Here is a 26,257-nt window from a genome sequence, read left to right as displayed (position 1 = left end):
AATAAGGGCGCCTCGCGGCGCCCTTGGCATTACTTGTGCTGGCCCTGCTTCTGCAGGAACTGCACGCCCTTGTCCGGGAAGTCGGTGAACACGCCGTCGACGCCGGCCTGGTTGTAAATCACGTCATACAGTTGGTTCACGTCGGTCACGTACTTCGGCAGCGCATCGGCGCGGATGGTGAACGGATGCACCGCCAGCTTGCTGGCGTGCGCTTCTTTCACCATGTCGGTCAGCACGATGTGGCCCGGCTTGGATTGATCCGCCACCACCAGCATGTGGTAGTCCGGCCCGATGCCGTCGGCATACTGAGCGATTTTCTTCATCGCGCCCGGTTTGAACATCCAGTCGTAGTCGTATTCCACCCACTTGCCGTCGGCTTTCTGCTCGTAGGTTTCCTGCCAGTCGTTATAGGCGATCAGCTGCACCAGCTTCAGATCCATGCCCAGCTTCGGCTCCAGCTCGTTCTTGATGCGCTTGAGCTCGTTGGCGTCGAAGCACTGCAGGTAGACGTTGTCGTTCTTGCCGGTGTAGCCGTACTGCTTGAGCACCGCCAGCACTTTGCTGGAGATGTCTTTGCCTTCCTGTTTGTGGAACCAAGGCGCCTTGATTTCAGGGTAGATGCCGATGTTCTTGCCGGTCGAATGGTTCAGACCCTGCACGAACTCGATCTCCTCCTGGAAGGTGTGCACGCGGAAGTCGGATTTGCCCATCGGGAAGCGGGCAGGGTAACCCTGCACCTTCTTGCCGTTTTCGATTTCAAAGCCTTCGGTGAACTTCAGCGATTTGATCTCCGCCAGCGTAAAGTCGATGGCGTAATAACGGCCGTCTTTACGCGCGCGGTCCGGGAAGCGTTCGGCGACGTCGGTGACGCGATCGAGGTAATGGTCGTGCAGCACCACCAGCTCGTTGTCCTTGGTCATCACCAGATCTTGTTCGAGATAATCGGCGCCCTGCGCGTAGGCCATCGCCTTCGCCGGCAGGGTGTGTTCCGGCAGGTAGCCGCTGGCGCCGCGGTGGGCGATGACCACTTTGTCCGCCGCCTGCGCGGCGCTGACCATCGAGGTGGCGAGAATGATCCCTGTCAGCAGGGCTTTGACTTGAGTCCGCATTCCGTTTTCTCCGTGTTGTTGGGGGCAGGGTAGTAAAAAGGCCGCAGGGCGGCCTTTAAATCATGCAAAAGTCGTGTGACGCTTAACCGCGCTTGGCGGCGATTTCCGCGTGGTGTTTCTTCTCGTTCAGCATGGTCAGCAGCAGCAGGATGACCGCTGCGATGCTGCCGCCGATCATCACCATGAAGCCGCCGTCCCAACCGAAGAAGTCTACGGTGTAACCGACGATGGCGCTGGCCGCGACCGAGCCGCCCAGGTAGCCGAACAGGCCGGTGAAGCCCGCGGCGGTGCCGGCGGCTTTCTTCGGCGCCAGCTCCAGCGCGTGCAGGCCGATCAGCATAACCGGGCCGTAGATCAGGAAGCCGATGACCAGCATACAGATCATGTCCACGGTCGGGTTGCCGGCCGGGTTCATCCAGAACACCACGGTGGCGATGGTCACCAGCGTCATGAAGAACACGCCGGTGGCGCCGCGGTTGCCTTTGAACACTTTGTCCGACATCCAGCCGCACAGCAGAGTGCCCGGGATACCGGCGTATTCATACAGGAAGTAGGCCCAGGAAGACTTGTCCAGCGCGAAGTGCTTCACTTCTTTCAGGTAGGTCGGCGACCAGTCCAGAATGCCGTAACGCAGCAGGTAGACGAACACGTTGGCGACCGCGATGTACCACAGCAGCTTGTTCGGCAGGATGTACTGCATGAAGATCTGCTTGGCGGTCAGCTCTTCTTCGTCTTTTTCGCTGTAGTCGTCCGGATAGTCGTTTTTGTACTCTTCAATCGGCGGCAGGCCGCAGGATTGCGGGGTGTCGCGCATCAGGGCGAAGGCGATCAGGGCCACCAGGATGGCGCCGAAGGCCGGCATGTACAGCGCTGCGTGCCAGTCGTTGAACCAGGCCATGCCCAGCAGGAACAGCAGCGGCGGCAGGCCGCCACCCACGTTGTGGGCGCAGTTCCAGATGGAAACGATGCCGCCGCGTTCTTTCTGCGACCACCAGTGCACCATGGTACGGCCGCACGGCGGCCAACCCATGCCCTGGAACCAGCCGCACAGGAACAGCAGAACGAACATCACCGCGATGCTGGAGGTGGCCCACGGCACGAAGCCCATGAACAACATCACCGCCGCCGCCAGGATCAGGCCGGCAGGCAGGAACACTCGCGGGTTGGAACGGTCGGAGACCGAACCCATGATGAATTTGGAGAAGCCGTAGGCGATGGAGATGCCCGACAGCGCGAAGCCGAGGTCGCCGCGGCTGAAGCCTTGTTCGATCAGGTAAGGCATGGCCAGGGTGAAGTTCTTACGCACCAGATAGTAAGCGGCGTAACCGAAGAAGATCCCCAGGAAAATTTGCCAGCGCAGCTTACGGTAGAGCGGGTCTACCTTATCGCTCGGCACACGGGCGATGTGTGCGGCCGGCTTAAAAATACTCAACATGAGCGCCTCCGATGGCTTTATCTGTTATCACATCAATATGACCTTTTACGTTCATTTGATGATTGAGCGGATATCGAATGTGGTGTTTTTGTGTTCCATAACGAGCGCCATTGTCGACAAATACGCCTGGTGTCGCTGTGACGAATGGCGCAATTGTTACACTTTCATGAAACCACGGCGGATTTTGAGCGATTCGTTAACGTTATGAAATAGAAAAACGTCCAAAAATCGTGATTATGATCACATTGATGGTTTTTTGTGGACATTTTTATTTCGTTTTATGTTCGTTCTTGTTCCTTATCAAACAAAGACCCTAATAACCGTGGCTCAATAGGCTCATAACTACCGATCCTGAGGGAGCGACATGAGCAGCTATTTTGACGGCGGCGAAACGGATGTGATCATCATCGGCGGCGGCGCCACCGGCGCAGGCATTGCCCGCGATTGTGCGCGGCGCGGTTTGCGCTGCATTTTGCTGGAGCGTCACGACATCGCCACCGGCGCCACCGGCCGCAACCACGGCTTGCTGCACAGCGGCGCGCGCTATGCGGTGACCGACGGCGAGTCGGCGCGCGAGTGCATCGAAGAGAACCGCATCCTGAAACGCATCGCGCATCACTGTATCGAGCGCACCGATGGGCTGTTCATCACCCTGCCGCAGGACTCGCTGGAGTATCAGCAACAGTTTATCGCCGCCTGTCGCCAGGCCGACATCGACGCCGAAGCGATCGACCCGCAGCTGGCGCTGCGGCTGGAGCCGGCGGCTAATCCGGCGCTGATTGGCGCGGTGCGGGTGCCGGACGGCACCGTCGATCCTTTCCGGCTGACCGCCGCCAACATGCTGGATGCGCGCGAGCACGGCGCGCAGATCCTGACTTACCACCAGGTGGTCGGATTGTTGCGCAGCGGCGACCGGGTGACGGGCGTGCGCGTTTACGACCATCAGAATCAGCGGCGCTATGAGCTGCACGCGCCGGTGGTGGTCAACGCCGCCGGCATCTGGGGCCAGCAGATCGCCGAATACGCCGATTTGCGTATCCGCATGTTCCCGGCCAAGGGAGCGCTGCTGATCCTCGGTCACCGCATCAACAACATGGTGATCAACCGTTGCCGCAAACCGGCGGACGCCGACATCCTGGTGCCGGGCGACACCATCTCGCTGATCGGCACCACCTCGACCCATATCGACTACGACCAAATCGATAACATGCTGGTGACCCCGCAGGAGGTGGACATTCTGATCCGCGAGGGGGTGCTGCTGGCGCCCACCCTGGCGCAGACCCGCATTCTGCGCGCCTATGCCGGGGTGCGGCCGCTGGTGGCCAGCGACGACGATCCCAGCGGGCGCAACGTCAGCCGCGGCATCGTGCTGCTCGATCACGCCGCCCGCGACGGGCTGGAAGGGTTTATCACCATCACCGGCGGCAAGCTGATGACCTACCGCCTGATGGCGGAGTGGGCCACCGACAAGGTGTGCGAAAAGCTCGGGGTAAACCGCCCGTGCACCACCGCGCAGGACGCGTTGCCCGGATCCCGTCAGTCGGCGGAGGAAACGGTGCGCAGCGTGGTTTCTCTGCCCGCCAGCATTCGCGGCTCGGCGATTTACCGGCACGGCGATCGCGCCAGCCAGGTGCCGGCGGCCGATCGGCTCGACACCAGCCTGGTGTGCGAGTGCGAGGCGGTGACCGCCGGGGAAGTGCGCTATGCGGTCAATTCGCTGACCGTCAATAACCTGGTGGATCTGCGCCGCCGCACCCGCGTCGGCATGGGCACCTGCCAGGGTGAACTCTGCGCCTGCCGCGCCGCCGGACTGCTGACGCGCTTCAAGGTCAGCACGCCGCAGCAATCCATCGCGCAGCTGTCGCAGTTCCTCAACGAACGCTGGAAAGGCGTGCGGCCGATCGCCTGGGGCGATGCGCTGCGCGAGAGCGAATTCACCAGTTGGGTTTACCAAGGGTTATGCGGGCTTGAGGCCCAGGCAGACAAAGAGCAGGAGGCGGATGATGCGATTTGACGTAGTGGTGATTGGCGGCGGCCTGGCGGGCCTGAGCTGCGCCATTGCCGTGGCCGAACAGGGCAAACGCTGTGCGGTGGTCAGTTCCGGCCAGAGCGCGCTCTACTTCTCCTCCGGCTCGCTCGATCTGCTGGCGAGATTGCCGGACGGCACGCCGGTCGAGATGCCGCTGGCGGCGCTGCCGCAGCTGGCGCAACAGGCGCCGCAGCATCCGTATTCTCTGATTGGCCCCGGCCGGGTGGCGGCGCTGTCCGCCGCCGCGCAGCGGCTGCTGGAACGCTGCGGGCTGAATCTGCAGGGCGAGGGGGTGAACAACCATCTGCGCATTACGCCGCTCGGCACGCGCCGCGCTACCTGGCTCAGCCCGCAGGCGATCCCGACGCTGCCGCTGACCGGCCAACTGCCCTGGCGGCGCATTGCGGTAATCGGCATCGAAGGGTTCCTCGACTTCCAACCGCAGATGGCCGCCGACTCTCTGAGCCGCGAGCTCGGCGTAGAGGCGGATGTGGCCTATCTGCACATGCCGGCGCTGGACAGATTGCGCAATAACCCCAGCGAGTTCCGTGCGGTGAACATCGCCCGGGTACTGGATTTGATGGAAAGCCTGCCGCCGATGGCCGAAGAGCTGCGGCGGCTGGCGGGCGAGGCCGAGGCGCTCTTCCTGCCGGCCTGTCTGGGCCTGGAGGACGACGCGTCGCTGGCGGTGCTGCAGGATGCGGTCGGCAAGCCGCTCCGGCTGCTGCCGACGCTGCCGCCTTCGGTGCCCGGCATGCGCTTGCATCAGGCGCTGCGGCGGCGTTTCCAGCAGCTGGGCGGCGTTTTCATGCCGGGCGACAGCGTGCTGCGCGCCGAGTGTGAAGCCGGCTGCGTCACCGGCCTGTATACCCGCAACCACGGCGATATTCCGCTGCGGGCGCAGCAGGTGGTGCTGGCCAGCGGCAGCTTCTTCAGCAACGGGCTGGTGGCGGATTTCGATGAAGTGCGTGAGCCGATCTTCGGGCTGGACGTGCACAGCCGCGCCGATCGCGCCGACTGGAGCCGGCGCGAGCTGTTCGCGCCACAGCCTTATCTGCAGTTTGGCGTGCGTACCGACGGCAGGCTGCGGGCGATGAAGCAGGGAATGCCGTTCGACAATCTGTATGCCATCGGTGCGGTCGCCGGCGGCTACGATCCGCTGCAGCAGGGCTGCGGCGCCGGCGTGTCATTGATCGGTGCGCTGCACGTTGCGCAGCAGATCGCCGCGGAGGAGAACGCATGAGTCTGCATCAGGATCACAGCTTTGAAAGCTGCATCAAATGCACCGTCTGCACCACCTACTGCCCGGTCGCCAAAGTGAACCCGCTCTACCCGGGGCCGAAACAGGCGGGGCCAGACGGCGAGCGGCTGCGGCTGAAAGACCCGGCGCTGTACGACGAGGCGTTGAAATATTGCACCAACTGCAAGCGTTGTGAAGTGGCCTGCCCGTCCGACGTCAAAATCGGCGACATCATTCAGCGCGCCCGCGCCGACTTTGCCCAGAGCAAGCCGACGCTGCGTGACGCCATCCTCAGCCACACCGATATCATGGGATCGCTGTCGACGCCGTTCGCGCCGATCGTCAACGCCGCCACCGGGCTGAAACCGGTGCGCAAGCTGCTGGACAAGGCGCTGAAGATCGATCACCGTCGTGAACTGCCGAAATATTCCTTCGGCACCTTCCGTCGCTGGTACCGGCAACAGGCGCAGGCGCAGCAGCGTTACGCCGAGCAGGTGGCGTTCTTCCACGGCTGCTTCGTCAACTATAACCACCCGCAGCTGGGCAAGGATTTGATCCGGGTGTTCAATGCGCTGGATATCGGCGTGCAGCTGCTGAAGCGCGAGAAATGCTGCGGCGTGCCGCTGATCGCCAACGGGTTTATCGAGCAGGCCAAAAAGCAGGCCAGGGTCAATGCCGAATCGCTGCATGAAACGGTGCTGGAGCGCGGCATTCCGGTGGTGGCCACTTCGTCGAGCTGCACCTTCACCCTGCGTGACGAATACCCTCATCTGCTGGACGTAGACACCACCCCGGTGCGCGATCGGGTGGAGCTGGCGACGCGCTATCTCTATCGTCTGATCAATCAGGGGCGCAGTCTGCCGCTGAAACGCACGCCGCTGCGGGTGGCTTATCACACGCCTTGCCATATGGAGAAGATGGGCTGGACCGCCTACACCCTGGAGCTGCTGCGGCAGATACCGGGGCTGGAGCTGGTGGTGCTGGATTCGCAGTGCTGCGGCATCGCCGGCACCTACGGGTTCAAATCGGAGAACTACGCCACGTCGCAGGGCATCGGCGCGCCGCTGTTCCGGCAGATAGAAGAGAGCGGGGTGGATCTGGTGGTGACCGACTGCGAGACCTGCAAATGGCAGATAGAAATGTCCACCAGCAAACGCTGCGAACATCCGATCACCCTGCTGGCGCAGGCGCTGGCATAAAACGAAAGGGCCGGCAAGCCGGCCCTTTGTGGGATTACTGCTTCAGCTTCAGGGTGGAGATGATGCCTTCGGCTTCGGTCTGCGCCTGCTGCTGATTGTCCGCCGGCAGCGTTACCTGAATGGTCAGCATGTTGTTGTTCAGCGAGCCGATCAGGACGGAAGAATAGGCTTTCTCGCCGCCGCTGGTGATGATGCTGTCCAGCTGACGCAGCGGCACACCGTTGACGTCGAGCGCTTTGTTGGTGATCACCTGCAGGTTGGCGTCACGCGCGCGTTGGGTATTCTCCAGGCGCTTGGTCAGGGTCTCCAGGCTGTCGGCGGTCTTGTCACCCAGGATCACAATCACCGCGCGCTGGCCGGTGCTGTCTGCGTAAACATGCATGTTGTTGGCCTGGTTGCCCAGCTTGCCGCTCTGATCCGCCATGCCGACAGGCAGGGTGAACGCCAGTTTACCGTCCAGCAGGCTCACCTGCTGCCCGGCCGGCGCGCTGGCCGCCGTGCCGTCCGTTGCCGCCTTGGTGTCTTTGGTTTCGCCGTCGCAGGCCGCGAGGCCAAGCGCCAGCAGGCTGATACCCATCAATTTCGCTACTTTACGCATCGGGCTTCCTTCTTCCTTTCCGGTAGGGATTCACTGTCGTATCGCAACCTATTCCAGGTTGAAATGCAAGGCAGATGTTGTCACAAGTTTTTTTCCAGTAATAGCCGATAATCAGCCACTTCGCCTTTCTTTTCCAGCTGAACAATCTGATAGTGGTGGGCGATCAGCATCGTCAGCATGGCGCGGAACCGGTTACGGGTTTTGACCGTCAGTTGGCGATAGCCCTGCGCCCGCGCCCAGCGTTCCTGTTCAGCCAACAAGGCCTGCGCCACGCCGTGGCGACGAAATGCCGGCAGCACGCCGCCCAGCCAGCTGTAAAACACCGTTTCCTGCCGTTGATAACCGAGTTTGAAACCGGCCGGTTGTCCGGCTATCTCGGCGATCAACAGGCTGGCGGGGGCGGTGCCGATGCGCCGCTGCAGATCGGCCAGGCTATGCAGGCCGCCGAATTCGGGGATGCGTTGGTAAAGGCGGTGGATGTCTTCAAGCGTGGCGGTGCGGACGATTGGGGTCATGAGCGGCCTCCAAAGGATAGGGCCGCCCAGAATAACACGACTCAGCCCGGCTGCAGGCCGCCGCTGCGCGCCGCGATGCGTTTGAGCAGCATGTTCAGCAACACACCGTACATCGGCAGGAAGAACAGCAGGCAGATCATCACCTTGAAGCTGTAATCCACCAGCGCGATCTCCACCCAGTTGTTGGCCATGAAGGGATCGCTGCTCTTATAAAAGGCGATGAAGAAGAACGCCAGCGTATCGCTGATGTTGCCGAGGAACATCGCCGCCGCCGGCGCCACCCACCAGGCGCTGCGTTGACGCAGGCGGTTGAAGACGTGTACGTCGAGGATCTGCCCGAGCACATAGGCCATAAAGCTGGCGACGGCGATGCGCGCCACGAACAGGTTAAAACTGTTCAGCGCCGCAAAGCCCTGCCATTCTCCCTGATAGGTGACGGTGGAGATCACATAAGAGATGAACAGCGCCGGCACCATCACCGCCAGGATGATGCGCCGCGCCAGCGGCGCGCCGAAGATGCGCACGGTCAGATCGGTCGCCAGGAAGATAAACGGGAAAGTAAAGGCGCCCCAGGTGGTATGGAAGCCGAAAACGGTGATCGGCAGCTGCACCAGGTAGTTGCTGGAGGTAATGATGGCGATATGAAACAGCGAAAGCCAGACCAACGCGGTGAAGCGCTGCTGTGCGGTAAACGAATACATGTTGTAGCCTTTTTAGCAGTGGGGTGAGGGAACCCAGTGTGTCTTGTCAAAACAGCAAAAAACGCTGCGCGGCGGCATGATACGCGTTTGCGCAACCAATGCAATGGTTAAATTTAACGCAAACGTTAACGCATCTTGCGCAGAAAAACTACCGGCGTAAACTAGGCGCTAATGAGATGCGGCGAGCGTTCGCCGATCGTTTTTGAACGAGAAAAATTGCATGACTGACTTATTTGCTCAGGCAGACCAGACGCTCGACGCGCTGGGGCTGCGCTGTCCGGAACCGGTGATGATGGTGCGTAAAACCGTGCGCCATATGGACAACGGCGAAACGCTGCTGATTATCGCCGACGATCCGGCCACCACCCGCGATATCCCGGGGTTCTGCCGCTTTATGGAGCACACGCTGGTGGCGCAGGAGACCGAACAGGTGCCATACCGTTATCTGTTACGTAAAGGCGTCTAACGGCGGCGCGGCCGAGTTAAAAGTTCCCTCCCCCAAATGACAACGGGCGCGGTATGCCGCGCCCGTGTTTGTTTCAGAGCTTAGCTGCGCTTTCTCAATAGCCGCAGCGCGTTGGCGGTGACCAGCGCGGTGGCGCCGGAGTCAGCCAGTACCGCCAGCCACAAACCGGTCAGCCCCAGCAGGCTGGTGATCAGGAAGACCCCCTTCAACCCCAATGCGATGGTGATGTTTTGCCGGATATTGGCGTGGGTGGCGCGTGAGATGCGGATCATCTCCGCGACGCCCAGCAGCCGGTTGTGGGTCAGGGCGGCGTCGGCGGTTTCCAGCGCCACGTCGGTGCCGCTGCCCATGGCGATGCCGATGTTGGAGGCTTTCATCGCCGGGGCGTCGTTGATGCCGTCGCCGATCATCGCCGTCGGGCGCAGTTCGCTCAGCTCGGTGACCGCTTTGACCTTATCTTCCGGCAGCAGACCGGCGCGATAGTCGAGGCCCAGCTCGCCGGCGATCGCCGCGGCGGCGCGCGGGTTGTCGCCGGTCAGCATCACGCCGCGAATGCCCAGCGCGTTCAGTTCGGCTATCGCCTGTTTGGCGTCGCCGCGCAGCGTATCGCGCAGCGCCAGCAAGCCGATAGGCGCGCCGTCTTCCAGCACCACCACCGCCGTTTTGCCGGCGTTTTCCAGCTTGTCTACCTGGCTCTGCCATGGGGTGCCGAGCAGGCCCGGCGCCAGTTTGCCCGGCGCGCTGATCAGCACGGTCTTGCCGTCCACGAGCCCTTCCACGCCGACGCCGGCCAGCGCGCGGCGCGCCTGCGCCAGCGGCAACTCAGCCCCGCTTGCGGCGGCGCGGTTGATGATCGCCTGCGCCAGCGGGTGATGTGAACCGGCTTCCACCGCGGCGGCAAGCTGCAGCAGCCGTTGTTCGGTGAGCGCACCGATAGGCAGCACGTCGGTGACCGTCGGCTTGCCTTCGGTCAAGGTGCCGGTCTTATCGAAGGCGATGGTTTGAATCTGGCCCAGTTGCTCCAGCGCCGCGCCGCCTTTAATCAGCGCGCCGCGCCGCGTGGCGGCCGCCAGTCCGGATGTGATGGCCGCCGGCGTTGAGATCACCAGCGCACATGGGCAGCCGATCAGCAGCAGCGTCAGGCCGCGATAGATCCAGGTATCCCACGGCTGCGAGAACAGCAGCGGTGGCACCAGGATCACCGCGACGGCCAGCAGCATAATGGCCGGGGTGTAATAGCGGCTGAAGCGATCGAGGAAGCGTTCGATCGGCGCGCGGCGCTCTTCGGCCTCTTCAATCAGCTGCAGGATGCGGTCGATGGCGTTTTTGCCGGGCTCGGAGATCACCTTCATCTGCGCCGCCTGATCGACGGACAGGCTGCCGGCAGCCACTTTCTCCCCCTGTTGGCGCTCGACCGGCACCGATTCGCCGGTCAGGGCGCTTTCATCGAAGCTGGCGAACGGATTGAGCAGCTCGGCGTCGGCCGGCAGGCGCCCACCGGGCGCGATTTCAATCACGTCGCCGGGGCGCAGGCTGGCGACCGGCACGCGTTTGCGTTCCGTGCCTTGTAGCAGCAGCGCATCTTCTGGCACCAGCTCCATCAGCGCCTTCACCCCGCGCCGTGCGCGGTTGGCGGCGTAGGATTCCAGCAGTTCGCCGACCATAAACAGCAGCAGCACCATCGCCGCTTCGGCGGTGGCGCCGATGAACAGCGCGCCGATGGCCGCCACGCTCATCAGCGTTTCGATGGCAAACGGCGTGCCGGAACGAATCAAACGCAGCGCCTTGGCGGCGACCGGCGCCAACCCGACCAGCGTGGTGGCGATAAAGGCGATGCGGCCCAGCTCCGGGTTAACCCGATCCAGCACCCAACTGACGACCATCAGGGTGGTTAACAGCAGCAGCGGCGCGAATTCACCGAAGCGTGAGGTTTTGGGCGCGGCGGTTTTGGCGGTCTGAGCGCCGAGCAGGGTAAAGCCGGCCTGGGCGACCGCGTCCTGGATCCGCAGGCTGATGTCGGACTGCGCGTCGACCACCAGTTTCTCGGTGGCGAACAACACGCGCGCGCTGTCGACGCCGGGGAGTGCGGTGACGGCATTTTCGATTTTCTTGGCGCAGCTGGGGCAGTCCATGCCGGTGACTTTCCAGCTGAAACGTTGGCTGCCGGAAGGGGGAGCGGCGGCCAGCCTGTCGCTTTCCTCGTCCGGATCGTCGGGTGCGGCGGTGCAGCAGCCGCTATCGCCATGATCGTGATGATGGTGGGCGTGTTCGGCCTGTGCGGCGGCGTTTTTCGGTTCGCTGCTGCAGCCGTGCTGAGTTTTGCTGTGGCTGTGGTTGCAGCCGCATCCGCCTTCGGCGTGGTGATGTTCCTGATGATTATGGTTTTGCTGATTGTGCATAACGTCCCCCTTCGGGCTGTTAAACGGGTTTGCTCAACTGACTCTACACCCTGGAGTCCACTCCAGAGTCAAGCGCCGGATGAGAATTATTGCTAACGGCGTTCAAGCGTAGAGAAGGGGGTATTCATTCAATAATGAATAATGCGGATTTTAATCTATCGGCTTTTCTTATCCCCTCTTGGGGCGAAAAGGCTCGCCACCGTTAGTTTAAATAAGAAAATAATATTCCTATAGAAACTAAAAAATCGCCTGACCTAATAATAAAGAGTTATTAATCTATAACGCTTTAGCAAAATTTACCTTTTCCCCTGAGTAAAGCCAGCATGATTCGCTTGAGTCTGCAGGCCGCATTGCTATTGAAGTTTGGTGCCAACTTATCCTCACCAAGTTTCATTTGTTTTGTAAATAAGCCTAAAAAGCAGCATAACAAACTTTCGTTGCGATAATAAATGGTTGATTATTTTATGTGCAGTTTTGCGACCCTGCCTATAATTGGAATCGATTACCATTTTTAATGGTGATCTTATTTGCTGATATATATGCATTAATTCTACCTAACACACTGCCGGTAACGGCGCATAAGCCCCTTCCAGCAAGCTTAAGGTTCATTAACCGTGGCTTACGGGGAGGTTATGTCTATCTGTCTGATTGGTATCAATCAGGTAATGAGTGGAATCGAACCAATGCAATCTACTAAAAAGGCAATTGAAATTACTGAATCCAGCCTTGCGGCCGCGACAACCGGCTACGATGCTGTAGATGACCTGCTGCATTATCATGAGCGGGGTAACGGGATTCAGATTAATGGCAAGGATTCATTTTCTAACGAGCAAGCTGGGCTGTTTATTACCCGCGAGAACCAAACCTGGAACGGTTACAAGGTATTTGGCCAGCCGGTCAAATTAACCTTCTCCTTCCCGGACTATAAGTTCTCTTCCACCAACGTCGCCGGCGATACCGGGCTGAGCAAGTTCAGCGCGGAACAGCAGCAGCAGGCTAAGCTGTCGCTGCAGTCCTGGGCCGACGTCGCCAATATCACCTTCACCGAAGTGGCGGCCGGTCAAAAGGCCAATATCACCTTCGGCAATTACAGCCAGGATCGTCCCGGCCACTATGATTATGGTACCCAGGCCTACGCCTTCCTGCCGAACACCATTTGGCAGGGCCAGGATTTGGGCGGCCAGACCTGGTACAACGTCAACCAATCCAACGTGAAGCATCCGGCGACCGAAGACTACGGCCGCCAGACGTTCACCCATGAGATTGGCCATGCGCTGGGTCTGAGCCATCCGGGCGATTACAACGCCGGTGAAGGCAACCCGACCTATCGCGACGTTACCTATGCGGAAGACACCCGCCAGTTCAGCCTGATGAGCTACTGGAGCGAAACCAACACCGGTGGCGATAACGGCGGTCATTACGCCGCAGCTCCGCTGCTGGATGACATTGCCGCCATTCAGCATCTGTATGGCGCGAACCTGTCGACCCGCACCGGCGACACCGTGTACGGCTTTAACTCCAATACCGGTCGTGACTTCCTCAGCACCACCAGCAATTCGCAGAAAGTGATCTTTGCGGCCTGGGATGCGGGTGGCAACGATACCTTCGATTTCTCCGGTTATACCGCTAACCAGCGCATCAACCTGAATGAGAAATCGTTCTCCGACGTGGGCGGCCTGAAGGGCAACGTCTCGATCGCCGCCGGTGTGACCATTGAGAACGCCATTGGCGGTTCCGGCAACGACGTGATCGTCGGCAACGCGGCCAACAACGTGCTGAAAGGCGGCGCGGGTAACGACGTGCTGTTCGGCGGCGGCGGGGCGGATGAACTGTGGGGCGGTGCCGGCAAAGACATCTTTGTGTTCTCTGCCGCCAGCGATTCCGCACCGGGTGCTTCCGACTGGATCCGCGACTTCCAGAAAGGGATCGACAAGATCGACCTGTCGTTCTTCAATAAAGAAGCGCAGAGCAGCGATTTCATTCACTTCGTCGATCACTTCAGCGGCACGGCCGGTGAGGCGCTGCTGAGCTACAACGCGTCCAGCAACGTGACCGATTTGTCGGTGAACATCGGCGGGCATCAGGCGCCGGACTTCCTGGTGAAAATCGTCGGCCAGGTAGACGTCGCCACGGACTTTATCGTGTAACACAGCAACGGAACGCCCGGCGCAGTCTCGGCCGGGCGTGATGCAGGAGCCCGGTATGAAAGGTACTTTAGCGCGCACCGCTTTGGCGGCGGGTGGCATGATGGTGACGAGTGCGGTGATGGCCGGCAGTTTGGCATTGCCGACCGCGCAGTCGCTGGCGGGACAATGGCAGGTGGCCGACAGCGAACGGCAATGCCAAATCGAGTTTCTGGCGCATGAACAAAACGAGACCAACGGCTATCAGCTGGTGGATCGGCAACAGTGTTTGCAGAGCGTGTTTGCGGCGGAAGTCGTGGGCTGGCGCCCGGCTCCGGACGGCATCGCCCTGCTGCGGGCGGATGGCAGCACGCTGGCGTTCTTCTCGCGCGACGGCGATCTGTACCGCAATCAGCTGGGTGCGGATGATGCTTTGACGTTGAAAGCGCTGGCTTGATGAAGAAACGGGTTCGGCGCGCCGAACCCGCGGCAGGCCTCTACAGGTAGAGCGAACGCACGATCAGGAAGTGGCCGGAGAAGTAACAGAAAGCCACGATGGCGTCCGCCGCGCGGAAGGTGAAGCGGTAGCGGTTGAGCAGCCAAACCACGTTGGCCAGCAGCAGCAGCGAGGTGCCGGTCAGCAGCGAGAAGCCGAAATCGGTGCTGCGCAGGAAATATTGTTCGCCCGCCAGCCAGACCATCAGCAGCGTCATCGCTACGTAGGTAACGATCGGCCAGCGCATCTCTTCCAGCCGGGTCCAGACGGTGGCCAGCAGCAGTGCGCCGATCGCCAGCAGCGCCAGCGGCAGCGGCCAGAACAGGCTGAACGTCATCTGGCTGGCGAAACTCAGGGTATACAGCAGGTGGGACAGGAAAAAGGCGCCGATGGCATACAGCACCCGTTCGCGCGGCAACAGGAGCAATGCGTCGCCGATCAGCGTCGCCAGCAGGCCGAGTACGATCAGATAACCCGCAGCGCTGAGCACCGGCGCCTGCCAGGCCAACAGCAACAGCAGCAGCAGCGTGACGGGTTTGAACACCCAGCGCTGCCAGCGCGGCCCACGGTAAGAGGCGTCGACGAATAGCCAACCGGAAAAGAATACGGCAAGGAACGGCCAACTCATTATGTCTTCCTTATGTAGGAGGGAGCCGCAACAACCGGCTCCAAACTGTCACCCATGTCACTTCTTCATTTCAGTGTAGGTAGCCTGCCGGCGATCGACAATGCTTTCTTGAGAATGCTATGTTTACGCTGATTTAGCCGCGAAGGAAATGGGAAACCGATGAGTAAGCCACCGTTATTTTTTGTCGCCGTGATTGCGCTGATCGCCGTGCTGGCCACGCAACGCTACTTCAAGCAGCGGCAGCAGGAGGCGGAAAACGATCGCGCGCCGATGCGCAGTCTGCAGGTGACGGTGAGCGACAAACGCGCGGTGCCGGTCACCAAGACCCGCGCGCCGCAGCGCGAGCCGTTGGTCAATGAACCGATGAATTACGAGGTGGTGTTCAGCCCGGTACAGGGCGGTGAAGACATCCAGCTGCGGCTGAAGCAATGGCAGTACAACCCGATAGAAAAGGGCGCGCAAGGCACGTTGAACATGCAGGGCACGCGCTTCGTCTCGTTCACCGCTCAGCCGTAGCGGTCACTTCTTCTTGATGGGCGGCTGTTTCTTTTGCCAGGCCAGCAGCTCGAACACGCCAAAGATAAAGATCTTGGCCTCTTGCCAGTAGCTGATCGGCTGATCCTTCGGCTGGGTGGATTTCAACAGCACCAGCTGCAGGCCGTGCATCACCACCATAAAGAACAGCGCCACGTCGATGAAATACTTCAGCGGCTTGGGAAACGGATGGAACAGGTTAGAGAGCAGGAAGCCCCACACGCACAGCATCAGCAGGCGGCCCAGATTAATCAACATGGTCGGTTTTCTCTTGCGAACGAATATAAAGGCGATAGGCCACCTGGCCGGCGACCTTCTCCCGGTGCAGCTGCCAGCTGGCAGGCACGTCCGCCGCGGCGCTTTCCGCCTCGGCTTCTACATAGATCCAGGCCTCGTCGGCCAGCCAGCCGCGTTGCTCCAGCAACAGGGCGGTCTCCGCCAGCAGGCCTTTGCGAAACGGCGGATCGAGGAACACCACGTCGAACGGTTGGCCATCGCCCGCCAGCCAGCTCAGCGCGTTGGTGTTGATAACCACCCCTTTGCCCTGCAGCAGCGCCAGATTTTTTTCCAGCTGCTGCGCCACCGGCCGTTCGAATTCGAGCAGCGTGGCGCTGCCGGCATAGCGCGACAGCGCTTCCAGCCCCAATGCGCCGCTGCCGGCGAAACAGTCGAGGCAGCGCGCGCCCTGAATCACCGGCGCCAGCCAGTTGAACAGGGTTTCGCGTACCCGATCGGTGGTGGGGCGCAGCCCCGGGCTGTTCGGCACCGGGAGTTTGCGACCGCGCCATTGGCCGCCGATGATGCGGATCTGTCCGGCTGCGGCCTGGGGCGGTTTTTTGGCCGCCGCCCGTGGCGAGAGTCTTGTCATAAGCGTTGTTTGGTTTCTTTCGCGGCGCGGGGCCGCCGAGGTTAACGAAAAGTTGTCCCTATTCTACCGGTGACGGGCGTCGGGGGGAACGGTAAAACGTTGTTGTCTGATTTCACGCCGGAAAGCATGCCGGATGCGTGTTGCTGGGCGAGGGAAAGTGATAGACTCGGCGGATTATTGTCAGCATATATCCTTCAGGTATGGAGGGTAAGCGAGCCTTCGGTACGGAGTAGAGTCATAACATGGCAAAAGATAAGAAACGTGGGTTTTTCTCCTGGCTGGGCTTTGGCCAGAAGGAGAAGGAAGAAGAGCAACAGCAACCTGAGCCGTCGGTAGAGCAGGCGGAACCTCAGGCCGCGGAGACGCCGGCTGAACCGGTCGCCGCCAAGCTGGACGACAAGCTCCCCGCCCAGGAATCTGAACCTGCCGCCTCCGTCGACACCCCGGGAGAGTGGGATAACGGTCAGGCCGGCGAGCAAATCGCGGAAAATCTGCCTGCGGCGGCCGAGCATCCGACGGCGCAAGCGCTGGCCGAAGAGATCGTCAGCGTCACCGAACAGGTGGCGGCGCAGCAGCAACCTGTCACCGAACCCGAGCCGGTCGTCGAACCCGAGCCGGTCATCGAACCTGAGCCGGTCGTCGAACCCGAGCCGGTCGTTGAGCCTGAGCCGGTCGTTGAACTCGAGCCGGTCGTTGAGCCTGAGCCGGTCGTCGAACCCGATCCGGTCGTTGAGCCTGAGCCGGTGGTTGAACCCGAGCCGGTCGTCGAACCCGAGCCGGTCGTCGAACCTGAGCCGGTCGTCGAACCTGAGCCGGTCGTCGAACCCGAACCGGTCGTCGAACCTGAGCCGGTCGTCGAACCCGAGCCGGTCATCGAACCCGAGCCGGAAGCGGAAGAAGAGCCGCTGGAACTCGGCGTGCCGGCCGCTGCGCAAGAGCAGGAGCGCCCGACCAAAGAGGGCTTCTTCGCGCGCCTGAAGCGCAGCCTGCTGAAGACCAAGCAGAACCTCGGCTCCGGCTTTATGGGGCTGTTCCGCGGTAAAAAGATCGACGACGACCTGTTCGACGAGCTGGAAGAACAGCTGCTGATCGCTGACGTTGGCGTGGACACCACGCGCAAGATCATCACCTCCCTGACTCAGCACGCCAGCCGCAAGCAGCTAAAAGACGCCGAAGCGCTGTACGGCAAGCTGAAGGAGGAAATGTCCGAAATTCTGGCCAAGGTCGATCAGCCGCTGGATGTCAGCGGGAAAACCCCGTATGTCATCCTGATGGTCGGCGTGAACGGCGTGGGTAAAACCACCACCATCGGCAAGCTGGCGCGCCAGTTCCAGGCGGAAGGCAAGTCGGTGATGCTGGCGGCGGGGGACACCTTCCGCGCCGCGGCGGTGGAACAGCTGCAGGTGTGGGGCGAACGCAACCGCATTCCGGTGGTGGCGCAGCATACCGGCGCGGATTCCGCTTCGGTGATCTTCGATGCGGTGCAGGCCGCCAAGGCGCGCGGCATCGATGTGTTGATCGCCGATACCGCCGGCCGTCTGCAGAACAAATCGCACCTGATGGAAGAGCTGAAGAAGATCGTCCGCGTCATGAAAAAACTGGACGACCAGGCCCCCCATGAGGTTATGCTGACGCTCGATGCCAGCACCGGCCAGAATGCCGTCAGTCAGGCGAAATTATTTAATGAGGCCGTGGGCTTAACCGGCATCACGCTGACTAAACTGGACGGTACCGCCAAGGGCGGGGTGATCTTCGCCATCGCCGATCAGTTCGGTATCCCGATCCGCTATATCGGCGTCGGGGAAGGCATCGAAGATTTGCGGCCGTTTAAGGCTGACGATTTTATTGAGGCACTTTTTGCCCGAGAGGATTAATACGGATGATTCGCTTTGAACAGGTCAGTAAAGCTTATCTGGGCGGACGGCAAGCGCTGCAGGGGGTTGATTTCCATCTGCGCCCGGCGGAAATGGCGTTTCTGACCGGCCATTCCGGCGCGGGGAAAAGTACCCTGCTGAAACTGATTTGCGGTATCGAACGGCCCAGCGCCGGCCACATCTGGTTTGGCGGCCACGACATCAGCCGTTTGAAAAACCGCGAGGTGCCGTTCCTGCGCCGGCAGATCGGCATGATCTTCCAGGATCACCACCTGCTGCTGGATCGCACGGTGTATGACAACGTGGCGATGCCGCTGATCATCGCCGGCGCCAGCACCGAAGACATCCGTCGCCGCGTCTCCGCCGCGCTGGACAAGGTCGGTCTGCTGGATAAAGCGAAGAACTTCCCGATTCAGCTGTCCGGCGGTGAGCAGCAGCGCGTGGGCATCGCCCGTGCGGTGGTGAACAAGCCGGCGGTGCTGCTGGCGGATGAACCGACCGGTAACCTGGACGATGCGCTGTCGGAAGGCATTTTGCGCCTGTTTGAAGAATTCAACCGCGTCGGCGTGACCGTTCTGATGGCGACGCACGACACCGGGCTTATCGCCCGCCGCAATTACCGCATCCTGACGCTGAGCCAGGGCCGCATGCAAGGAGGCGCTCACCATGGCCAATAACGCAAAAACCGCCAAGAGCAAGGCGCTGCGCGGCGGCTGGCGCGAACAGTGGCGTTACGCCTGGATGAACGCCATCAAAGACATGCTGCGTCAGCCGTTGGCGACGCTGCTGACGGTGATGGTGATCGCTATTTCCCTGACGCTGCCGAGCGTGTGCTACATCGTGTGGAAAAACGTCAGCACCGCGGCCAGCCAGTGGTATCCAACGCCGCAGCTGACCGTCTATCTGGATAAATCGCTCGATGACGACGCCGCGCTGAAAGTGCTCGACGCCATCAAGGCGGAAGCCGGCGTGGAGAAGGTGAACTACCTGTCGCGTGAAGAAGCGCGCGGCGAGTTCCGCAACTGGTCGGGCTTTGGCGGCGCGCTGGACATGCTGGAAGAGAACCCGCTGCCGGCGGTGGCGATCGTCACGCCGAAGCTGAGCTTCCAGAGTTCGGACACCCTCAACACCCTGCGCGATCGCGTGGCGGCGGTGCAGGGCGTGGAAGAAGTGCGTATGGATGACAGCTGGTTTGCCCGCCTGGCGGCGCTGACCGGGCTGGCGGGCCAGATCGCCACGATCATCGGCGTGCTGATGATCGTGGCGGTGTTCCTGGTGATTGGCAACAGCGTGCGTCTGAGCATCTTCAGCCGCCGCGACACCATCAACGTGATGAAACTGATCGGCGCCACCGACGGTTTTATCCTGCGGCCGTTCCTCAACGGCGGGGCGATGCTGGGCTTTGCCGGCGCGCTGCTGTCGCTGGTGCTGTCCGGGGCGCTGGTGTGGCAGCTGGAGTCGGTGGTCGCCGGCGTGGCCAAGGTGTTCGGCACCACCTTCACCCTGCACGGGCTGGGCTGGGATGAGGCGCTGCTGCTGCTGATCATCTCCGCGATGATCGGCTGGATCGCCGCCTGGCTGGCGACGGTGCAACATTTACGCCGATTTACACCACAGTAAGATTTTTTTGGTATACTCTTCTCCTGCTGCTTTTGATCGCGTTGCGGGAGAAGAGTGACCTCAAGCGAAGTCAGCACCATCCCTCTCTTCTTAGCGCACAAATTCCCTATCGGCCTGCACCTTCGTCACGTATTGTCAGCAACAATGCTTGCAAAAAAGGGTGAACTTCTGGGGCGGAATACGGTCAAAAATTGCAGCAAATGTTAAGGTGCCCGGCGTGTGGAACCGCTTTTGCTTCAGCAACTGCCGTAGAATCAATCATTTCCCCGCTGTAATAATCACCTGCATGATTTTGTATTCTCATAGAGAGGGTTTGAATGACCAAAGAAATGCAAACTTTAGCCTTAGTACCCCAAGGTAGCTTGGAAGCCTATATCCGGGCAGCCAACGCCTATCCGATGCTGACGGCAGAGGAAGAGCGGGAGCTGGCTGAACGGCTGCATTATCAGGGCGATCTGGATGCCGCTAAGCAGCTCATCCTGTCTCACCTGCGCTTTGTCGCTCATATTGCCCGCAACTATTCAGGCTATGGTCTGCCGCAGGCGGATCTGATTCAGGAAGGCAATATCGGCCTGATGAAAGCCGTTCGCCGCTTCAACCCTGAAGTCGGCGTGCGTCTGGTTTCCTTTGCGGTGCATTGGATTAAGGCGGAAATCCACGAGTACGTATTGCGCAACTGGCGCATCGTGAAAGTGGCGACCACCAAAGCGCAGCGCAAGCTGTTCTTTAACCTGCGCAAAACCAAACAGCGTTTGGGCTGGTTCAACCAGGACGAAGTGGAACTGGTGGCCCGTGAGCTGGGCGTAACCAGCAAAGACGTGCGCGAGATGGAATCGCGCATGGCGGCGCAGGACATGACGTTCGATCCGACTCCGGACGACGAGGCCCGCGACGGCCAGTCGATGGCGCCGGTGCTGTACCTGCAGGACAAGAGCTCGGACTTCGCCGAAGGCATCGAGGAAGATAACTGGGAAAGCAACGCCGCAGACAAACTGGCCTATGCGCTGGAAGGTCTGGACGAGCGCAGCCAGCATATCATTCGCGCCCGTTGGCTGGACGACGACAACAAGTCGACGCTGCAGGAGCTGGCCGATCAGTACGGCGTTTCCGCCGAACGCGTGCGCCAGCTGGAAAAGAACGCCATGAAGAAACTGAAAATGGCGATCGAAGCCTGAGTCGATGCGAGATTCGATAAAAAAAGCCCGGCAAGCCGGGCTTTTTAGTGCCTGAAATTCGGCGCTATGGCGCCACGGCGGCAAAGTCTGGCGCCGGGCAGTCGTAGCCGAATTTCGCCGCCCACGGGTAGCGGGTGCCAGTGTTGATGTAGCGCTGATAAAGCGCCCGGCCGGTTTTGGCATCGCGCTTGATAACCCAGCTGGCGGCGTTACACAGCACGGCGGCATAGGCCTGGCTCTTCGGCGGCAGCAGATCGGCCGCCTGTTGCGCCAGCCCCACCGCCTGCCAGCGATAGTGCAGGAAACGGTTGTCTTCCTCCGGTAGCGCCGCCTTGGCGCGCGCCGCTTCTGCGCTGTCGATCCAGCTTTTATGCTTCAGCTCGCGAGTATCGAACGCATCCCCCAGATAGGAATAGCCGGCGCCATAGATGGCGTAATCCGGCGTCATCTCATACCCGGTAAACTCCAGCCCCTGGGCGCGCAGCAGGTTGGCGGCGCGATAGTAAGCCTGCGCGCGCGCCAGCGGTGCGGCGGATTTGTCCTTGGCGGCCTTCAGCTCGTCGGCGTACTGCTGCGCCGCCTGCCGGTAGTTGGGGATATCGAAGTAGGCCAGCGCCTCCGGCGCTCGTCCGGCGCGCATCAGCCGCCGCGCCAGCAGTTCGCGCAGCTGCACCTCCGGCGTGATCTGCTGGCCGCCGTAGTCGTCCGGATTAACCGGCTTGAGCGGCGTCGTCGGCGCCGGGGCGTGCTTATCGACAAAACCTTTCAACTCATCGACGGTCAGCACCCGCTCCGCCACGTCGGCCACGTCGGCCCAGTAGAGCGCTTTGCCGCGATACAGCAGGTCCATCGCCTGCAGATAGTCGCCGCGGTTCAGCGCCAGGATGGCCTGTTCGCCGGCCACCCGGCATTCGGGCACGATGGTTTCCGCAACAAAGTCGGCGTTGCGTTGCTCGCCCCAGCTTTCGTCGGCGGGGAACGCGCTTGCCGCCTTGGCGTAGGCGGCGGTGGCGGCTTTCACGTCGCCGTCGCGCAGCGCCATTTTCGCGCGCAGCCACCACGCCAGGCCGCTGTCGCCGGCGTTTTTCAGCAGGCTCGCCGCCATCGGGTACTGCCCCGAACGGTAAGCCAACGCCGCCAGCCGATCGCTGCCGGCGAAGCCGCTTTTCACTGAGCCGTCCAGCAGCGTCAGGATCTGGCTGATGATCTGGGCGGAGCGGCCGTTGCCGTCGGTATCCGCCATTTGCAGGTTGCCGCTGCGCGCGAACAGCTCAATGGTCACCAACTGCTGGATCAACGGATCGCCGATAATCTGTTTCAGCGTGTCCAAATGGTCGGGGTTGACCAGGAGGCTGGAGACGTACTGCAGCGACTGCCCGCCGCTCGGATCGCCCTGCGCCGCCTGCTGTGCGTACAGGTGGGCGGCGGGGGCGACGTCACCCAGCCACAGGTGGATGCGCGCCTGCTGCCCAAGGCTGCTCAGCGCCAGCTGATCGGGATCGGTGGCGCCGTTTTTCACCCGATCGATCACCTGCTGGAATGCCGTCAGCGCCTGTTCAAGTTCGGCTTTAGGCGGATGCTCGGCGGCGGGAACCGCTTCACCGGATTCATTCACCGGTGTACCGTGGTCAGCCATCAGGACGCGGCCAAGCGAATACTGCGCCCGCAGTCCCCAGTCGCCCTGCTCGGCGGCCGGTAGCTTCAGCACCTGCTGGAAATAGTCTGCGGCGCGCGGATCGTGGCTGGCGAAAGCCACGGCGCCCAGTTGATAGAGACGCGCAGCGTTGGACAACCCTTGCGTATTGACGGCGTCAGCCTCTTCCACCGTTTTGGCGGCGCGCATTTTGCCGATCGCTATCGTTTCCGGCGATTGCGGCATCGGTTTCGGCGGCATCGGCGGCGGCGGGGCCTGCCAGTGCGGCAACTGACTGTCCGCCGGCACCAGCCGGCCGGCTTCGAAGGCGAAATTGCCCTCCGGCATATACAGCAGGGTGCCGTTGCGATCGATCAGCAGCCGGTTAGGAAAATCCGGGCCGCAGGCATAGCCGCCCAGCGGCAGTGCGGCGCCGATCAGCATGGCCAGCGGAAGAAGGCGGCGGGTGTTCCGTGCCGCGCGCGTATCAAGGTGTGACAAGGGTGCCTCCTGGCGTCAGTTGTTGGCAGCGCAGCCAGCCCAGCGGCCGGGATTGCCCGGCGCGCAGCTGATCGCCGCTGATGCGAATAAAGCGTTGCCGTTGCGGTGCGGATTCCAGCCGGTAGTTGCCGACCGCGTCCGCCGCCAGGCAGTCGTCGGCGCGGATGATGACTTCTTGCGGCAGCGGGGCGTCCACCGGCCCGTTGTTATGAATTATCAGATCATACAGCCCGTTTTGCTGTGGCTGAGGCCTAAATTTTACCTGCCAGTCGACATTCAGCGGCCGCCGTTCGATCACCGCTCGCAGCGTGGCGAGCGACCAGGCGCGCCGATCGTCCGCCAGCGGCAAGCGGAACCAGATAATGCCGCGCAGCCGGGGCGGCGTTTGCTGCGCCAGCGTTTGCAGAAAATCGGCGATCTGCTGCGGCGCGACCGTCAGTTCGCGGCCGTTGCCCGCCATGCGCAGCGAGGATTCGCTCTCCACCTGCGCGCCCTGTGCATCAAACCCCAGCAGCGCCATGCCGTAGGCCGGCAGCGCGACGCGAAACGGCTTCGGTGTGACGGCGGCGTACTGCCGCACCCAGCGTAGCGCTAAGGAGCCGTCAAACAGCCCCTGCTGCGGCGAGAGCACCGCATGCACCTGCAGGACGGAACTGTCGGCCTGTTGCAGTACGCCGGGCAGGCCGGGTGAACCGATCCAGGCGGGCAGGGCGGTGATGCCGAGTTGCAAAGCGGCGGGCAGCCGTTGGCGCAGCCGCTGCAGAAAGCGTTGGTAGTCCGGCAGGCGGGCCGTGGCGGCGTCATGATCGATCTCGACGCCGGTGACGGGCAGCCCGGCCGCCTGCCAGCGCTGGGCGAGCGCCAGCAGACGCTGGATAATGGCTTCTTGGTCCAGCTGCGGCAGCTGGCCGTCGAGGCGTGCTACCAGCCAGAGCGGGCGGCCGTCCTGCTTCAGCAGGCTGAGATCGGCCGGGATTTCTCGCCAGCCCTCGCGTGGATGCACCTGCAGCGCCAGCACCCGCAGCCCGGCGAACAGATCGCGGCTGTGCGCCAGCGCATCGGCGTGCTGCGGCGTCCAGACCCGCTGCCAGACATAAACCTGCTGATCCCAGTCTGAGGCCAGGCGCAGCGCCTGCTGGCGCCCGAGGAACGCGGCCGCCAGCCCCAGCGCAATCAAGACCAGCGCCGCCAACCGGCGTTTCATTTTTGCCAGAGATCGCCCTGCGGTGCGAAGCCGCAGGCGCGCATGAAGTTATCGACTTCCCCGCGTTCGCGCGGCGCCAGGCCGGCGGTCGACAGCTGCCAGTGAGCGACCTGCGGCAGCTGACGCTGCGCATCCTGCACCAGGTAAAGACCGACGCCGCGGCGGCGCGTCACTTCGCGCACCAGCAAGTCCTGCAGCTCGGCGCGGTCATCCTGCAGCGCAATTTTCACCGCGCCCAGCAGACGCTCGTTGAAGCGGGCGGCAAACAGCGCCTTGCCGCCGCTCAACCAGCTCTGCCACTGTTCCGGCTGCTGATGCGGCCAAATTTTACCGAGATCGATAAGGTCTTGCGGGGACAGCGCGGTCAGGCGCTCGATGGTCAGTTTCATGCAGAATTTCCGCGCAGCTAAATGATGCCGACAGTGTAATAGATCTTGCGCAGAGCGTTGTGTAAGTTTTTCTGTACGATTACTGTGCAATATGTTTTTTGCACGGGGCATTTTCCGAGTAAATAGTTAGTAAAGGGATTGTTAACCAGCACAACGCGCTACGCCTCAAGGTAAACGGCGCAGATTTAATTCGAATTTTATCCTGTTTACACCGCTTGTTTCTGCCTGATGAAGTTGATTTGCAGCAGAAAATTCCTGTTTAATGGCATGAAAAATAAAGTCTTATTAGAAAATAATGCCAACAAAGCGCCTAAATCATTATTACTTATAACAAAAGCGGTCAATAACGATCGGGCGCAGGCAAACACAACAGGTACGTTCACAACGACAGATGGGGATTTGCGGATGAAATTAACAACAGGTAAGGCACTGCTGGCGGGTTGCATTGCGATGGCCATGAGCCAGGCGGCTATGGCGAAAGACATCAAGGTGGCGATCGTCGGGGCGATGTCCGGCCCGGTCGCGCAGTATGGCGACATGGAGTTTACCGGCGCGCGCCAGGCGATTGCCGATATCAACGCCAAGGGCGGCATCAAGGGCGACAAGCTGGTCGGCGTGGAATACGACGACGCCTGCGATCCGAAACAGGCGGTTGCGGTCGCCAACAAGGTGATCAACGACGGCATTCGCTACGTGATTGGCCACCTGTGTTCCTCTTCCACCCAGCCGGCGTCCGATATCTATGAAGACGAAGGCGTGATCATGATTACCCCGGCGGCCACCAACGCCGATCTGACCACTCGCGGCTACAAGATGATCCTGCGCACCACCGGTCTGGATTCGGATCAGGGCCCGACCGCCGCCAAATACATCCTCAGCGACATCAAGCCGAAGCGCATCGCCGTGGTGCACGATAAGCAGCAATACGGCGAAGGCCTGGCGCGCTCGGTGCGCGACAGCCTGAAAAAACAGGGTACCGAAGTGGCGATGTTCGAAGGCATCACCGCCGGCGACAAAGACTTCTCCACCCTGGTGGCGCGCCTGAAGAAAGAGAATATCGATTTCGTGTATTTCGGCGGTTACTACCCGGAAATGGGCCAGATCCTGCGTCAGGCCAAACAGGCCGGGTTGACCACCCGCTTCATGGGGCCGGAAGGCGTGGGCAACTCCTCGCTGTCCAACATCGCCGGCGCCGCCTCGGAAGGCATGCTGGTGACGCTGCCGAAACGCTACGATCAGGTGCCCGCCAACCAGCCGATCGTCGATGCGCTGAAGGCCAAGAAGCTGGATCCGACCGGCCCGTTCGTCTGGACCACCTATGCCGCGCTGCAGTCGCTGACCACCGGGATGGAGCGCAGCGGCAGCCAGGAGCCGGCGGACATCGTCAAGGATCTGAAAACCGGCAAGCCGGTGGACACCGTGATGGGGCCGCTGAGCTGGGATGACAAGGGCGATCTGAAAGGCTTCGAGTTCGGCGTGTTCGAATGGCATGCCAACGGCACGTCCACACCGATCAAATAA

General features: G+C 61.4%; 24 protein-coding genes. 12 read left to right on the top strand and 12 right to left on the bottom strand.

What is annotated here, in order from left to right:
* Positions 1-29: 29 nt before the first annotated feature.
* Both glpQ and glpT read right to left on the bottom strand, forming a co-directional pair.
* Complete coding sequence (glpQ, locus tag WFM45_RS21100; RefSeq protein WP_336957174.1) at positions 30-1,109, bottom strand: glycerophosphodiester phosphodiesterase; 1,080 nt, start codon at positions 1,107-1,109, stop codon at positions 30-32.
* 82 nt (positions 1,110-1,191) lie between these two features.
* The gene (gene glpT, locus WFM45_RS21095; protein ID WP_015376273.1) at positions 1,192-2,544 is read right to left on the bottom strand and encodes a glycerol-3-phosphate transporter; all 1,353 of its coding nucleotides are present in this window, start codon (positions 2,542-2,544) and stop codon (positions 1,192-1,194) included.
* A gap of 364 nt (positions 2,545-2,908) precedes the next feature.
* Here glpT and glpA point away from each other — a divergent pair, with 364 nt between their 5' ends.
* Genes glpA through glpC form a run of 3 tightly spaced genes read left to right on the top strand, consistent with a single transcriptional unit; the run spans position 2,909 to position 7,012 of the window.
* A complete protein-coding gene (glpA, locus tag WFM45_RS21090; protein WP_336957171.1) occupies positions 2,909-4,558 on the top strand; it encodes an anaerobic glycerol-3-phosphate dehydrogenase subunit A in 1,650 nt (549 codons plus the stop codon).
* Positions 4,548-5,816 (top strand): glycerol-3-phosphate dehydrogenase subunit GlpB, encoded by a 1,269-nt coding sequence (gene glpB, locus WFM45_RS21085; protein WP_336957252.1) that lies wholly within the window; start codon positions 4,548-4,550, stop codon positions 5,814-5,816. The genes glpA and glpB overlap by 11 nt, the downstream gene beginning before the upstream one ends.
* Positions 5,813-7,012 carry an anaerobic glycerol-3-phosphate dehydrogenase subunit GlpC gene (gene glpC / locus WFM45_RS21080; protein ID WP_016929482.1) on the top strand — a complete coding sequence of 400 codons (1,200 nt, stop codon included), beginning with the start codon at positions 5,813-5,815 and terminating at the stop codon, positions 7,010-7,012. Before glpB ends, glpC begins: the two co-directional genes overlap by 4 nt.
* A gap of 34 nt (positions 7,013-7,046) precedes the next feature.
* Here the strand turns inward: glpC and WFM45_RS21075 are convergent, their stop codons facing one another.
* From WFM45_RS21075 to WFM45_RS21065, 3 genes are all read right to left on the bottom strand, one after another.
* Positions 7,047-7,610 carry a DcrB family lipoprotein gene (locus tag WFM45_RS21075; RefSeq protein WP_336957169.1) on the bottom strand — a complete coding sequence of 188 codons (564 nt, stop codon included), beginning with the start codon at positions 7,608-7,610 and terminating at the stop codon, positions 7,047-7,049.
* Positions 7,611-7,690: 80 nt separating this feature from the next.
* The gene (locus WFM45_RS21070) at positions 7,691-8,125 is read right to left on the bottom strand and encodes a GNAT family N-acetyltransferase (RefSeq protein ID WP_049186133.1); all 435 of its coding nucleotides are present in this window, start codon (positions 8,123-8,125) and stop codon (positions 7,691-7,693) included.
* A gap of 41 nt (positions 8,126-8,166) precedes the next feature.
* Entirely contained in the window at positions 8,167-8,826 is a 660-nt protein-coding gene (locus WFM45_RS21065) for a 7-cyano-7-deazaguanine/7-aminomethyl-7-deazaguanine transporter (RefSeq protein ID WP_004934310.1), read from the bottom strand.
* A 220-nt stretch (positions 8,827-9,046) separates the two neighbouring features.
* On the opposite strand from WFM45_RS21065, the gene tusA reads away from it, so the two are divergent.
* A complete protein-coding gene (tusA, locus tag WFM45_RS21060; RefSeq protein ID WP_004934314.1) occupies positions 9,047-9,292 on the top strand; it encodes a sulfurtransferase TusA in 246 nt (81 codons plus the stop codon).
* Between the two features lie 80 nt (positions 9,293-9,372).
* On the opposite strand, the gene WFM45_RS21055 is transcribed toward tusA, so the two are convergent.
* Entirely contained in the window at positions 9,373-11,691 is a 2,319-nt protein-coding gene (locus tag WFM45_RS21055) for a zinc/cadmium/mercury/lead-transporting ATPase (RefSeq protein WP_060558173.1), read from the bottom strand.
* Between the two features lie 683 nt (positions 11,692-12,374).
* On the opposite strand from WFM45_RS21055, the gene WFM45_RS21050 reads away from it, so the two are divergent.
* Entirely contained in the window at positions 12,375-13,838 is a 1,464-nt protein-coding gene (locus WFM45_RS21050; protein ID WP_016929476.1) for a serralysin family metalloprotease, read from the top strand.
* 55 nt (positions 13,839-13,893) lie between these two features.
* Positions 13,894-14,271: an AprI/Inh family metalloprotease inhibitor gene (locus WFM45_RS21045; protein WP_082997364.1), complete on the top strand. Its 378-nt coding sequence runs from the start codon at positions 13,894-13,896 to the stop codon at positions 14,269-14,271.
* A gap of 40 nt (positions 14,272-14,311) precedes the next feature.
* Here the strand turns inward: WFM45_RS21045 and WFM45_RS21040 are convergent, their stop codons facing one another.
* Positions 14,312-14,938 carry a lysoplasmalogenase gene (locus WFM45_RS21040; RefSeq protein WP_015376282.1) on the bottom strand — a complete coding sequence of 209 codons (627 nt, stop codon included), beginning with the start codon at positions 14,936-14,938 and terminating at the stop codon, positions 14,312-14,314.
* Between the two features lie 159 nt (positions 14,939-15,097).
* Here WFM45_RS21040 and WFM45_RS21035 point away from each other — a divergent pair, with 159 nt between their 5' ends.
* On the top strand, positions 15,098-15,454 hold the full coding sequence (locus tag WFM45_RS21035; protein ID WP_015376283.1) for a DUF2500 domain-containing protein: 357 nt from the start codon (positions 15,098-15,100) through the stop codon (positions 15,452-15,454).
* A gap of 3 nt (positions 15,455-15,457) precedes the next feature.
* Here WFM45_RS21035 and WFM45_RS21030 read toward each other — a convergent pair whose 3' ends face one another.
* Together WFM45_RS21030 and rsmD are read right to left on the bottom strand one after the other, a co-directional pair.
* A complete protein-coding gene (locus WFM45_RS21030) occupies positions 15,458-15,730 on the bottom strand; it encodes a DUF1145 family protein (protein ID WP_004934327.1) in 273 nt (90 codons plus the stop codon).
* Entirely contained in the window at positions 15,720-16,340 is a 621-nt protein-coding gene (gene rsmD, locus WFM45_RS21025; RefSeq protein ID WP_015376284.1) for a 16S rRNA (guanine(966)-N(2))-methyltransferase, read from the bottom strand. Before rsmD ends, WFM45_RS21030 begins: the two co-directional genes overlap by 11 nt.
* Positions 16,341-16,582: 242 nt before the next feature.
* Between rsmD and ftsY the strand changes: the two genes are divergently transcribed.
* From ftsY to rpoH, 4 genes are all read left to right on the top strand, one after another.
* Entirely contained in the window at positions 16,583-18,214 is a 1,632-nt protein-coding gene (gene ftsY / locus WFM45_RS21020; RefSeq protein ID WP_336957162.1) for a signal recognition particle-docking protein FtsY, read from the top strand.
* A gap of 5 nt (positions 18,215-18,219) precedes the next feature.
* Positions 18,220-18,891 carry a cell division ATP-binding protein FtsE gene (gene ftsE, locus WFM45_RS21015; protein ID WP_004934337.1) on the top strand — a complete coding sequence of 224 codons (672 nt, stop codon included), beginning with the start codon at positions 18,220-18,222 and terminating at the stop codon, positions 18,889-18,891.
* On the top strand, positions 18,881-19,834 hold the full coding sequence (ftsX, locus tag WFM45_RS21010; RefSeq protein ID WP_336957160.1) for a permease-like cell division protein FtsX: 954 nt from the start codon (positions 18,881-18,883) through the stop codon (positions 19,832-19,834). Before ftsE ends, ftsX begins: the two co-directional genes overlap by 11 nt.
* 317 nt (positions 19,835-20,151) lie before the next feature.
* Positions 20,152-21,009, top strand: coding sequence for an RNA polymerase sigma factor RpoH (gene rpoH, locus WFM45_RS21005; RefSeq protein WP_004934345.1), 858 nt, complete (start codon positions 20,152-20,154; stop codon positions 21,007-21,009).
* A gap of 64 nt (positions 21,010-21,073) precedes the next feature.
* Here rpoH and WFM45_RS21000 read toward each other — a convergent pair whose 3' ends face one another.
* Genes WFM45_RS21000 through panM form a run of 3 tightly spaced genes read right to left on the bottom strand, consistent with a single transcriptional unit; the run spans position 21,074 to position 24,736 of the window.
* Positions 21,074-23,086, bottom strand: a complete 2,013-nt coding sequence (locus WFM45_RS21000; RefSeq protein ID WP_443005964.1) for a hypothetical protein — start codon at positions 23,084-23,086, stop codon at positions 21,074-21,076.
* Positions 23,087-23,129: 43 nt separating this feature from the next.
* Positions 23,130-24,347, bottom strand: a complete 1,218-nt coding sequence (locus WFM45_RS20995) for a DUF3142 domain-containing protein (RefSeq protein ID WP_033631506.1) — start codon at positions 24,345-24,347, stop codon at positions 23,130-23,132.
* A complete protein-coding gene (gene panM, locus WFM45_RS20990; protein WP_004934355.1) occupies positions 24,344-24,736 on the bottom strand; it encodes an aspartate 1-decarboxylase autocleavage activator PanM in 393 nt (130 codons plus the stop codon). Before panM ends, WFM45_RS20995 begins: the two co-directional genes overlap by 4 nt.
* A gap of 405 nt (positions 24,737-25,141) precedes the next feature.
* On the opposite strand from panM, the gene WFM45_RS20985 reads away from it, so the two are divergent.
* Positions 25,142-26,257: a branched-chain amino acid ABC transporter substrate-binding protein gene (locus WFM45_RS20985; protein WP_015376289.1), complete on the top strand. Its 1,116-nt coding sequence runs from the start codon at positions 25,142-25,144 to the stop codon at positions 26,255-26,257.

Origin of the sequence: Serratia sp. KG1D (genome assembly GCF_037150675.1) — a bacterium.
GTDB lineage: Bacteria > Pseudomonadota > Gammaproteobacteria > Enterobacterales > Enterobacteriaceae > Serratia > Serratia nematodiphila.
This window is presented reverse-complemented; position numbering and strand designations above follow the sequence as displayed.